The organism is Mycobacterium sp., assembly GCF_035640695.1.
Lineage (GTDB): Bacteria > Actinomycetota > Actinomycetes > Mycobacteriales > Mycobacteriaceae > Mycobacterium.
In genome coordinates, this window is sequence record NZ_DASQVQ010000013.1 from 1 (window position 1) to 10,212 (window position 10,212).

Annotated in this window: 12 protein-coding genes and 1 pseudogene; 6 read left to right on the forward strand and 7 right to left on the reverse strand. The window is 65.8% G+C overall.

The window, feature by feature from the left end; translation table 11 throughout:
- Nucleotides 1-24 precede the first annotated feature (24 nt).
- Complete coding sequence (locus VE759_RS02000) at nucleotides 25-390, reverse strand: nuclear transport factor 2 family protein (protein WP_324927735.1); 366 nt, start codon at nucleotides 388-390, stop codon at nucleotides 25-27.
- Nucleotides 391-434: 44 nt separating this feature from the next.
- Nucleotides 435-560: pseudogene (locus VE759_RS02005) on the reverse strand (hypothetical protein); the annotation flags it as partial.
- Between the two features lie 74 nt (nucleotides 561-634).
- On the opposite strand from VE759_RS02005, the gene VE759_RS02010 reads away from it, so the two are divergent.
- The 3 genes from VE759_RS02010 (at nucleotide 635) to VE759_RS02020 (ending at nucleotide 3,847) form a co-directional block, all read left to right on the forward strand.
- On the forward strand, nucleotides 635-952 hold the full coding sequence (locus VE759_RS02010; protein ID WP_324927737.1) for a DUF485 domain-containing protein: 318 nt from the start codon (nucleotides 635-637) through the stop codon (nucleotides 950-952).
- Nucleotides 949-2,580 carry a cation acetate symporter gene (locus VE759_RS02015; protein ID WP_324927739.1) on the forward strand — a complete coding sequence of 544 codons (1,632 nt, stop codon included), beginning with the start codon at nucleotides 949-951 and terminating at the stop codon, nucleotides 2,578-2,580. Before VE759_RS02010 ends, VE759_RS02015 begins: the two co-directional genes overlap by 4 nt.
- A 70-nt stretch (nucleotides 2,581-2,650) precedes the next feature.
- Nucleotides 2,651-3,847, forward strand: a complete 1,197-nt coding sequence (locus tag VE759_RS02020) for an MFS transporter (RefSeq protein ID WP_324927741.1) — start codon at nucleotides 2,651-2,653, stop codon at nucleotides 3,845-3,847.
- A gap of 198 nt (nucleotides 3,848-4,045) precedes the next feature.
- Here VE759_RS02020 and VE759_RS02025 read toward each other — a convergent pair whose 3' ends face one another.
- Nucleotides 4,046-4,207 carry a DUF5302 domain-containing protein gene (locus tag VE759_RS02025; RefSeq protein ID WP_324927743.1) on the reverse strand — a complete coding sequence of 54 codons (162 nt, stop codon included), beginning with the start codon at nucleotides 4,205-4,207 and terminating at the stop codon, nucleotides 4,046-4,048.
- Between the two features lie 42 nt (nucleotides 4,208-4,249).
- Nucleotides 4,250-4,693 carry a PPOX class F420-dependent oxidoreductase gene (locus VE759_RS02030; protein ID WP_324927745.1) on the reverse strand — a complete coding sequence of 148 codons (444 nt, stop codon included), beginning with the start codon at nucleotides 4,691-4,693 and terminating at the stop codon, nucleotides 4,250-4,252.
- Nucleotides 4,694-4,765: 72 nt separating this feature from the next.
- Between VE759_RS02030 and VE759_RS02035 the strand changes: the two genes are divergently transcribed.
- A complete protein-coding gene (locus tag VE759_RS02035; protein ID WP_324927746.1) occupies nucleotides 4,766-5,287 on the forward strand; it encodes a DUF1697 domain-containing protein in 522 nt (173 codons plus the stop codon).
- A 21-nt stretch (nucleotides 5,288-5,308) separates the two neighbouring features.
- Nucleotides 5,309-6,124 carry a class I SAM-dependent methyltransferase gene (locus tag VE759_RS02040; RefSeq protein WP_324927748.1) on the forward strand — a complete coding sequence of 272 codons (816 nt, stop codon included), beginning with the start codon at nucleotides 5,309-5,311 and terminating at the stop codon, nucleotides 6,122-6,124.
- Nucleotides 6,125-6,130: 6 nt separating this feature from the next.
- On the opposite strand, the gene VE759_RS02045 is transcribed toward VE759_RS02040, so the two are convergent.
- Nucleotides 6,131-6,496 (reverse strand): GntR family transcriptional regulator, encoded by a 366-nt coding sequence (locus VE759_RS02045; protein WP_324927750.1) that lies wholly within the window; start codon nucleotides 6,494-6,496, stop codon nucleotides 6,131-6,133.
- A 37-nt stretch (nucleotides 6,497-6,533) separates the two neighbouring features.
- Between VE759_RS02045 and VE759_RS02050 the strand changes: the two genes are divergently transcribed.
- A complete protein-coding gene (locus VE759_RS02050) occupies nucleotides 6,534-7,247 on the forward strand; it encodes an NAD-dependent deacylase (RefSeq protein ID WP_324927752.1) in 714 nt (237 codons plus the stop codon).
- A 15-nt stretch (nucleotides 7,248-7,262) separates the two neighbouring features.
- Here VE759_RS02050 and VE759_RS02055 read toward each other — a convergent pair whose 3' ends face one another.
- Together VE759_RS02055 and VE759_RS02060 are read right to left on the reverse strand one after the other, a co-directional pair.
- Nucleotides 7,263-7,964: a TetR/AcrR family transcriptional regulator gene (locus tag VE759_RS02055; protein WP_324927754.1), complete on the reverse strand. Its 702-nt coding sequence runs from the start codon at nucleotides 7,962-7,964 to the stop codon at nucleotides 7,263-7,265.
- Nucleotides 7,945-10,212: MMPL family transporter (locus VE759_RS02060; protein WP_324927757.1), on the reverse strand; the 2,268-nt coding region annotated here is incomplete at its 5' end. The genes VE759_RS02055 and VE759_RS02060, both read right to left, overlap by 20 nt.

The following is a 10,212-nucleotide window of genomic DNA, read 5'->3' on the forward strand; positions in this document are numbered from 1 at the left end:
GGCGCGAATGCCGTTTTCGTCCTGCTATACGGGGGTCTGCTGGTGCAGCGTCAGCTTCCAGGTGTCGCCGCGCCGCGTGTACAGGCTGGTGACGAGGGCGACGTACGACGGCTGATTTGCCCGCTGGGACGTCGAGCGGTAGGTGACGATGCCAACGTCGGACACGGGCATAAGCACATGCATGTCTTCCAGGTCAAATGACGACCATGGCTCGCCGCCCATGGACGCAATGACGCCATCGCGGTCGAAAATTGTGACGCCGCCCGGAAATACCATCGCGATCTCATCGTCGAGGACCTCCCGGTAGAAGTTTGCAGCGGCTTCACCGCTGGTCGCGAGAACCTCCCATCCACGCCTTTCGAGAGCAATCAGTTCGTCTGATGTCGTCATCACGCCACCTGCCTGACTACTGGCTGATATCTGACGACGCTCAGCGGTCGGATCTTCATAGACGCCATCGGCACTTGTTGGTCGAGCAGCATGCCGATCAGCAAGGCCAGCGGGTTGGCGTCAAGTAAAGCGTCGGCTGCCGGATCGCCAACAAGATGCAATTTCGCCACGCGGTCAGTGTAAAAGCTGCAAGATCAACGTCTGACAGGTCGGTCACAGGCACCTTTCGGTTCAGGAGTCGCGAATGCCAAGCGGTCAGCAGTACCTCGAAGTCCAAGCCAGTCCCGAGTTCCAAGAGCTGCGCAGCAAGCTGCGCCGCTTCGTGTTCCCGATGACGGCGTTCTTTCTGTTGTGGTACACCACCTACGTGGTGCTGGGCGCATTCGCCCACGACTTCATGGCCATCAAGGTATGGGGAAACATCAATGTGGGCCTGCTCATCGGGCTCGGCCAGTTCCTGACGACTTTCGTCATCGCCGCCATCTACGTGCGCTTCGCCAATCGTGAGATCGACCCGCGGGCCGCCGCGATCCGGTCCGAGCTGGAAAGCGAGCCGGCATGAACGTCCTCGCCGCCGGCACCGCGGTCGGCGACCCCGCCACCAACATCGGCATCTTCGCGCTCTTTGTCGCGGTCACGCTTTACATCGTCGTGCGCGCCAGCAAGCGGAACGCCACGGCGACAGAATTTTTCACCGCCGGCCGGGCCTTCAACGGACCGCAGAACGGCATCGCGATCTCCGGTGACTACCTGTCGGCGGCCAGCTTCCTCGGCATCGCCGGCGCGATCGCGGTCTACGGATACGACGGTTTCCTGTATTCCATCGGCTTCCTGGTCGCGTGGCTGGTCGCGTTGTTGCTCGTCGCGGAACTGCTGCGCAACACCGGTAAATTCACGATGGCCGATGTGCTGAGCTTCCGGCTCAAGCAGCGACCGGTGCGGCTGGCCGCGGCCACCACCACACTGGCGGTGTCGCTGTTTTATCTTCTCGCGCAGATGGCCGGCGCCGGCGGTCTGGTCGCCTTGTTGCTGAACGTGCACGGCCGGATCGGCCAGGGCGTCGTCATCGCCGTCGTCGGCGTGCTGATGATCACCTACGTGCTTGTCGGCGGGATGAAGGGCACGACGTGGGTGCAGATCATCAAGGCCGTCTTGCTCATCGGTGGCGCGGCCCTGATGACGATCATGGTGCTCGGAAAGTTCGGCTTCAACTTCTCTGACATCCTCGGCTCGGCACAGTCGGCGATATCGCACGCGACGACCAAGGGTGTCGCCAGTCGCAATGTGCTGGCCCCAGGCGCACAGTACGGCGGGTCGATGACGTCGAAGATCAACTTCCTGTCGCTGGGGCTTGCACTGGTGCTCGGCACCGCGGGCCTGCCGCACGTGTTGATGCGCTTCTACACCGTGCCGTCCGCGAAGGAGGCGCGCCGCTCGGTGGTGTGGGCGATCGGTCTGATCGGCGCGTTCTACCTGTTCACGCTCGCGCTCGGGTACGGCGCTGCGGCGGTCGTCGGACCCGACCGCATTCTCAAGGCGCCCGGCGCGCAGAATTCCGCCGCGCCGCTGCTGGCCTTCGAACTCGGCGGCGTGATACTCCTCGGCATCATCTCCGCGGTCGCGTTCGCGACCATCCTCGCGGTGGTCGCGGGCCTCACCATCACCGCGTCAACGTCGTTCGCGCACGACATCTATGCCAGCGTGATCAAGGGCGAGCAGGTCGCCGAGAACGAACAGGTCCGGGTATCGCGTATCACCGCGGTGATTCTCGGCATCCTCGCGATCGCGCTGGGCATCCTTGCCGCCGAGCAGAACATCGCGTTCCTCGTCGCCCTCGCGTTCGCGGTCGCGGCGGCCGCAAACCTGCCGACGATTCTGTATTCGCTTTACTGGCAACGCTTTAACACTCGCGGCGCGTTGTGGAGCATGTACGGCGGCCTGATCTCGACGGTTGTGCTGATTGTGTTCTCCCCGGCAGTGTCGGGGGCCAAGACGGCGATGCTCCCAAACGTGGACTTCGCGTATTTCCCGCTGGCCAATCCGGGCATCGTGTCGATTCCGCTCGCGTTCGTACTCGGCGTCGTCGGCACCCTGACCTCCAGCGACCGTGGCGATCCGGAGGTGAACGCCGAGTTCGAGGTGCGGGCCCTGACCGGCCTCGGCGCCGAGAAGGCCGTCGCCGCGCAATGACCGAGCAATGAACGCGGAATAACGCCCACAGGCGGCGTCGATATCATTCAGTGTGCTCGACAAGTCGGAAATGACCGCGCCGCCGAACACTCGCCGACTGGCTGAGCGCGTCGCGTTCCCGCTGCTGGCCTACGCGTTCGCGGCCATCATGGTGGGCACCACATTGCCCACACCGATGTACGCGCTGTACTCGCGGCAAATGCACTTTTCGGTGCTGACGACCACGGTGGTGTTCGCGACCTACGCCGGCGGCGTGCTGGCCGCGCTGCTGGTATTCGGCCGCTGGTCCGACGCGATCGGGCGACGTCCGATTCTGTTTGCGGGCGGAGTTTTTGCGCTTGCCAGTGCTGTCGTGTTCCTGTCCGCAGACAACGTGGAGCTGCTGCTGGTCGGGCGGCTGCTGTCGGGCTTGTCGGCCGGCATCTACACCGGAACCGCAACGGCGGCGGTAATCGAGGCCGCACCGCCGTCGTGGCGAATCCGCGCTGCTGCGGTCGCCACCGTGGCCAATGTCGGCGGCCTCGGTCTCGGACCGTTGTTGGCAGGCCTGCTGGTGCAGTACGCGCCCCATCCGCTGCAGCTGCCGTTCATCGTGCACATCGTTTTGGTGCTGATGGCTTTGGCTGGTGTGTTGATCGCTCCCGAGACGTCGGCGCGCACCGGCCGGATCGGTTTCCAGCGGCTGTCGGTGCCCGCGGAGGTCCGGTCGGTGTTTGTGCTCGCCGCGACCGCGGCTTTCGCCGGTTTCGCGGTGTTGGGCTTGTTCACCGCGGTCGCGCCGTCGTTCATCCACGACGTCATCGGCATCGACAACCACGCCGTCGCCGGGGCGATGGCGTGCTCGATCTTCGCCGCGTCGGCGGTCACACAGTTGCTGGTCGGTCGCCTGGATCCGCAACGCGCGATGGCCGTGGGTTGCGGCGTGCTCGTGCTCGGGATGGCGATAATCGCTGCTGCCCTGCACTTTTCGAGCCTGCCCGTGCTGATCGTCGGCGCGGTCATCGCGGGGATCGGCCAGGGCATGAGCTTCAGCAGGGGGCTTGCCGCCGTGTCCGACCAAACGCCGCCGGATCGGCGCGCCGAGGTCAGCTCCACCTACTTCGTCGTGGCATACGTAGCGATCTCGCTGCCGGTGATCGGCGAGGGCCTCGCGGCCGAGGCATGGGGCCTGCGCACCGCGGGGATCGTTTTCGCACTGGCCGTGTCGGCGCTGGCGGCGATCTGTTTGGTCGCGGTCCTGGTGGAGGAGCGGCGCCGCAGCCGCTGAAATCGGCTCCGCACCCGCCGAAATCGGTGACATGTGCACCCCGCGCGCCGGGTTAGATTCGCTGGATGGCCATCTTCCCCAGTCCCGCCGAGGTCCGACGGCGGCTTTTTGGCCGCGCCGGGCAGGCGCAGCGCCAGGGTCGGCGCGCTGCTGTGCGTCGGCGCCGTCGCGACACGTGCGTCGGCCCCAACCAGGACACTAGCCGCTCTTGCGGCGGAACTCGCGGCGCTGCTCGGCGGGTCCGTGTGCGCGCGGCTGCTTGGCGCCGGCGTCCTTGTGGTCGGCACCGCCGGACGACTTCGCCTTCTTGCGCTCCAGCGCCTCCCGGAACTTGCGCTTCGTTTCGTCTTCCGCTGGCATGACCGCAGCGTAGCGCCGCTGGGCCGGACAAGTCGCGTGAATTTACCGCATCCCTGGTGGCATCCCGTAGACGTGCGATATCGGCAACGTCATCACCACGCGGCGATCGGTGACCATCGCGCGCCGATAGTCGTCCCAGTCAGGGTGCTCACCGGCGATGTTGCGGTACAAGGCAATCAGCGCCTCGACGGTGTCGTCGTGCGGATTCGCGGCGGGCGGCGTGAGAATCGCGTTACCTTCGGCTACCGCGTACGACCAGCCGTCGTCGGAAGTGACCAGAATCGACGCCCGCGGGTCACGACGCAGGTTGCGTGTTTTGGCTCGCGGCTCGGTGATCGACACCTGGATCACCACGTTGCGCGGATCGAAATAGTACGACACGTTCGACAACTGTGGCCTGCCGTCGCGTTTGATCGTGGCGAGCACCCCGAGCTTCTGGCTGCTGATCAGTGCCAGCAGCTTGTCGTCGAATGCCTGGGTCGCCATATAGCCGAGCGTACGTGGCACCTTGGCGCGTTTTCACAATTCGACCGCGTCGCCGCGACATAACCTCGGAATATGACGAGGTATGCAGCCTTCCTGCGCGGCGTCAACGTCGGCGGCGTCAACCTGAAGATGCCCGAGGTGGCCGCCGCCCTGAAGGACGCCGGCTTCGACAACGTGCGAACGATCTTGGCCAGCGGCAACGTGCTGCTCGAATCGCAGGCCAGCGCGGCGACGGTTCGCAAGACGGCCGAGGCCGCGCTGCGCAAGACTTTCGGCTACGAAGCGTGGGTGTTGGTGTACGACATCGACACGGTGCGCAAGCTCCACGACGCCTATCCGTTCCAGTCGGAGGTCGCCGATCAGCAGTCCTACATCACTTTCGTCTCCGACAAGGCGGTGCTCGACGAGCTTGCCGAGCTCGGCAACAAACCGGGGCCCGGCGAGAAGATTGCCCGTGGCGACGGCGTGATCTATTGGCAGGTGGCCAAGGGCAAGACGCTGGACAGCACCATCGGCAAAACCCAGGGCCAGAAGCGCTACAAGGCGTCCACCACCACCCGTAATCTGCGCACGATCGCGAAAGTGTTGCGCTGAGCTGCCGGTAAAGTCGCGGCAATGACGACGACGCTGACCGGGGTGTCCGAGACGGCGCTGCTGACGCTCAACGCGCGCGCCCGGGAAGCCCGGCAACCCGATCGGATCATCGACGACCCGATGGCGATCAGCCTCGTCGAGTCCATCGACTATGACTACGCCAAGTTCGGGCCCGGGAAGCATCAGGGCATCGCGTTGCGGGCGCTGGCGTTTGACAACAACACCAGGCGATACCTGGCCGCGCATCCGAAGGCCACCGTCGTCGCGCTGGCCGAAGGCTTGCAGACCAGCTACTACCGTCTCGACGCGTCCGGCGAACTTGGCGACGAATTCCGTTGGCTGACAGTCGATCTGCTCCCGATCATCGAGCTGCGCCGACGGCTGTTGCCGGAATCGCCGCGAGTGTCGGTGTGCGCACAGTCGGCGCTGGACTTCAGCTGGATGGACCGCGTCAACCCGGACCACGGCGTGTTCATCACCGCCGAGGGTGTGCTGATGTACCTGCAGCGCGCACAGTCGCTGGGCCTGATTGCCGAGTGCGCGCGACGGTTTCCCGGCGGTCAGATGATGTTCGACCTGCCGCCGGGGTGGTTCGCCACGTTGGTGAGCCGCGGCCTGCGCACCTCGCTGCGCTACACGGTGCCGCCGATGCCATTCAGCATGTCGGTGTCCGAGATCGCCGATCTGGTCAACACGGTGCCGGGCATTCGCGCGGTGCACGACCTGCCGATGCCCCGCGGACGCGGCCGTCTTTTCAACGCGGTGCTGTGGAGCGTCCAGCGGCTGCCGGTGTTCGATCCGGTGCGCCCCGCACTGACCCTGCTGGAGTTCGGGTAACGGCGCTCAACGGAACGCCGCGTCGACGTAGCGCAATGCATCGCTCTTGCCGATGCCCAGTGCCCGTGCCGCATCGGCGTAGGTGCGGGCGGCCGCCGCCATCGCCGCGTCGGCGGGGTCGACCCGGGCGACGAAAGTGCCGAAACGGCCGCGCGTTTCGACGATTCCGGCGGCCTCGAGTTCACGATAGGCCCGGGCCACGGTGTTGACCGCGAGGCCCAGCTCGCGCGCCAGGTCGCGGACCGTGGGGAGTCGCGCTCCCGCGGGCAGCCTGCCGCTGCGCACACCGTCGATGATCTGCGTCCTGAGCTGATCAAACAGGGGTTTTGCCGCCCGCGCGTCCACCAGCACCCAGTCCCCCAACTCAGACACGTGTTTGATTATCGCCCAGGCGGCTATTTTGTTCACTGTGCGCGTGACAGTGCTCAGCGGTGCGGGGATGTCGGCCGAGAGCGGGGTGGAGACGTTCCGCGACGCCAGCACCGGCCTGTGGGAGAAGTTCGACCCGGAAGAGCTGGCCAGCCCGCAGGGCTGGCTTCGCCAGCCCGACGTCGTGTGGGCGTGGTATCTGTGGCGCCATCACCTCGTCAACTCCGTCGAACCGAACGCGGGCCACCGGGCCGTCGCTGACTGGCAGCGGCACGCCGATGTGCGGGTGGTGACCCAGAACATCGACAACCTGCACGAGCGCGCCGGTAGCGAATGGGTGGCGCACCTGCACGGCAGCATTTTCGAATTTCGTTGTTCCAGTTGTGGTCTCGCCTACCACGGCGAGCTCGCCGACATGCCCGAGCCGGTCGGAACCGTTGCACCGCCGGTGTGTTCGTGCGGCGGCAACATCAGGCCCGGCGTGGTCTGGTTCGGGGAGGCGCTGCCCGACGAGCCATGGGAACGCGCGGTCGAGGCGGTTGCGCTGGCCGACGTGCTGATCGTTGTCGGGACGTCGGGGATCGTGTACCCCGCGGCCGGCCTACCGTCGGCGGCGCTGGTGCAGGGCATCCCGGTGATCGAGGTCAATCCGGATGAGACGCCATTGTCCGACAGCGCCACTGTCACAGTGCGCGATACCGCCGCACGCGCACTGCCCGGCCTGCTCGAGCGTCTTGACGAGCTGCTCGGCTAAGAACGAGCGGCTTGGTTACTCATCTTGTTGAGCCCCACGAGTGAACAGCCAGTCGATGACGTCCTCCGGGCGTGCATCCTGCCCAACCAGCCCGTTGACGATCTGCCCGGCGCAAACCGCCCGCAACACCCGGTCGGTGAACTCCTCCACGTCCCCCCACGGCAAGTAGGGCTTCGCGATCAGCAGCGCCGCGACGCCGTGTGCGGCGGTCCACATTGCCAGGGCGACTTTGGTGGGATCCTCACGAACGAAGATGCCCTCGTCCATCAAGGCCTGCACGCTGACGCGCATGTGCTGGAACGCCGAACTGGTCAGCGTCAGGTCGACGTCACTGCCGGGTGTGCCCTCCCCCATCGTCGCGATGCGGTACAGCTCCGGGGTCTGCACGGCGAACCGCACATAGGCAAGCCCCTGTGCGCGGAACACATCGAGCGTCGTGGTCTGCCCATCGGCCGCCCGCTGCATCTCCTCGTCGAGCTTCTCGAAGTATCGAGCGCAAACGGCGTCGAGCAGCGCGTCCTTGTCCACGAAGTGCAGATAGATGGACGGCGGCGTCACGCCGACCCGCTGGGCCACCGATCGGATCGATACCGCTTTGGCCTGTCCGGTTTCCAACAGCAATTCGGTTGTCGCGTCGAGGATGTCCTCACGCAGTTGATCGCCCAGGCCACGCGGCGCTCGCCTGCGGCGGCCCGGATCACGAACGGGAGTCGACATGTTGACCGGTCTCCGTGGTGGCGGTTGAATCCGTGTTGCGGCCGCGGACCGGCAGATCATGTGCCTCGCTGATGCCGATGCGCTTGTGCAGTCGTGCCAGCGGTTTCGGCGCCCACCAGATCGCCGGGCCCACGATGTGCATGAATGCCGGCAACAGCACCATGCGGACCAGCGTCGCGTCGACCAGGACCGCCAGCGTCAGCCCGACGCCGAACATGCGCATGAACGCGACCTGTGCGGTGATAAGCGCCGCGAACGAAATCGACATCAGCATTGCTGCGGCCGTCACCACCCGACCGGTGCGGGACAGACCCAGTGCGACTGCCTCGTCGTTGTCTGCGCTCGTGCGTTTGGACGCCAACCAGTACTCCCGGATCCGCGACACCACGAAGACCTCGTAGTCCATCGACAGCCCGAACGCGATGCAGAACAACAGCACAGGCATGTTGGCCACCAGGGCACCGGTGGGCGTGGTGCCAAACCCGCCGAGATGACCGTCCTGGAAGATCCACACGACCGCACCGAATGCGGCCGTCAGCGATAACACGTTGAGCAGCAACGCCTTCAGCGGCAAAACGACGCTACCGGTCAACAAGAACAGCAGCACGAAGGTGATCGCGGCGATCACGGAAAGCACTAGCGGCAGCCGCGAATTGACCCCTTGCGAACTGTCACGGTTCGTCTCCGCGGTACCGGTGAACTGGACCCCCCGACCGCCGGGAGTCGGCACCGCGTGTAGCCGATCGAGCTGAGTTTCCGACGCTTGGGTGAACAGCCGCGTGGTGGTCCCGATCGTCAGGAATGCGCTGTCGTCCTTGAAGCCCGTTGCGGCAGAGGGTGGTCCGACGAGAGCCCCGTTGACGAACGCGCCGGCCGGCGACGACACCGACGATACGTCGGGAACCTTCGAGAGCTGTGCGGCATAGCCTGCCAAGTCGTTCGGCGTCACACCGGTCGTGTCCGGAATCACCACGGTCACGTTGGTCGTGGAGTCGACGGCAAAGTCGGTGCGCAGCTGGTCGCCGACCTGTCGCACCGAGTGCGACGGCGGGAGCACCCGGTCATCGGGGAAGCCCCCCTTGATGCCGAGGAAGGGTGCCCCGAGGACAAGCAGCACCACGATGATCGCCAAACCCACCGCAATCGCCCGGCGGGTCACGAATTTCGTCGAGCGGTACCAGAACGTCTCCTGGGTGGGGCGCCCCACGGGCTCGGGCCGGCCGAGCAGCCGACGGGCGAGCCGGCGCACGTCCAGTGAGTCCAGCCGATCGCCGAGCAGCACCAGCGCAGCCGGCGTCACAACCACCGCGGCAACGGCTGCGAAGGCGACAACCGCGACACCCGCGTACGCAAAGGATTTCAGGAAGTACATCGGGAATAAGACCATCGCGACCATCGACAACGCGACGGTCATCGCCGAGAACAGAACAGTGCGGCCGGCCGTGGCCATCGTGCGCACCAGAGCCTCGTCGCGTTCGGCGCCGTCGGCCAATTCGTCGCGGTACCGGCTGATAATCAACAGCGTGTAGTCGATGGCCAGCGCCAGCCCCATCGCGACGCTGAGGTTTAGCGCGAAGATCGACACGGCGGTGGCAAATGTGATCGCATGCAGCACCGCCATCGACCCGAGGATCGCCAAGCCGCCGACCGCGACCGGCAGCGCCGCGGCCAACAGGCCGCCGAACACCCAGACCAGCACCAGGAAGCTCAGCGGGATCGCGATGGCTTCCATGAGCAGCAGGTCTTTTTCGCTTTGGCTGTTGACCTGCAGGTAGGTCATCGCCTCACCGCCGGCCTTGACCGTGACGCCGTCACGGTCGTGCAGGAGGCCGCTCAACTCCTTGGCGTGCTGTTGGACGGCGCTCTCACTGCCGTTGATGCCGACGACGATGAGGCCGGTCTTCCCGTCCTTGCTGATCAGTGCCGGCGCCGCGGCCGGCGGCGCTGCCCAGGCTGATTGCACGTCCGCGACGAAAGAATAGTGCTTCAGCTGGGCGACCAGATCGGTGCCGACGGCCCGCTCGGTATCGCTTTGCACACCCGCGGCGGACGTGACGGCGATGATCATATTCAGGTCGCCCTGGCCGAACTTGTTGGCCAGCGTCTGGGAGGCCTGCCACGACTGCGACGTCGGGTCCTGGAACCCGCCGGCAGCGAGGCTCTTGGTGACGGGGATGCCGAAGATCGCGGTGCCGACCATGACCAGCAGTGCGACGGCGATGATCCGCTTCGGCGCGGCGATGGCCAA

Excerpts from the sequence above, each read along its gene's own strand:
- VE759_RS02020 (WP_324927741.1), top strand. The coding sequence starts at position 2,651 with ATGACCGCGCCGCCGAACACTCGCCGACTGGCTGAGCGCGTCGCGTTC.
- VE759_RS02010 (WP_324927737.1), top strand. The coding sequence starts at position 635 with ATGCCAAGCGGTCAGCAGTACCTCGAAGTCCAAGCCAGTCCCGAGTTC.
- VE759_RS02015 (WP_324927739.1), top strand. The coding sequence starts at position 949 with ATGAACGTCCTCGCCGCCGGCACCGCGGTCGGCGACCCCGCCACCAAC.
- VE759_RS02035 (WP_324927746.1), top strand. The coding sequence starts at position 4,766 with ATGACGAGGTATGCAGCCTTCCTGCGCGGCGTCAACGTCGGCGGCGTC.
- VE759_RS02055 (WP_324927754.1), bottom strand. The coding sequence starts at position 7,964 with ATGTCGACTCCCGTTCGTGATCCGGGCCGCCGCAGGCGAGCGCCGCGT.
- VE759_RS02000 (WP_324927735.1), bottom strand. The coding sequence starts at position 390 with ATGACGACATCAGACGAACTGATTGCTCTCGAAAGGCGTGGATGGGAG.
- VE759_RS02030 (WP_324927745.1), bottom strand. The coding sequence starts at position 4,693 with ATGGCGACCCAGGCATTCGACGACAAGCTGCTGGCACTGATCAGCAGC.
- VE759_RS02025 (WP_324927743.1), bottom strand. The coding sequence starts at position 4,207 with ATGCCAGCGGAAGACGAAACGAAGCGCAAGTTCCGGGAGGCGCTGGAG.
- VE759_RS02040 (WP_324927748.1), top strand. The coding sequence starts at position 5,309 with ATGACGACGACGCTGACCGGGGTGTCCGAGACGGCGCTGCTGACGCTC.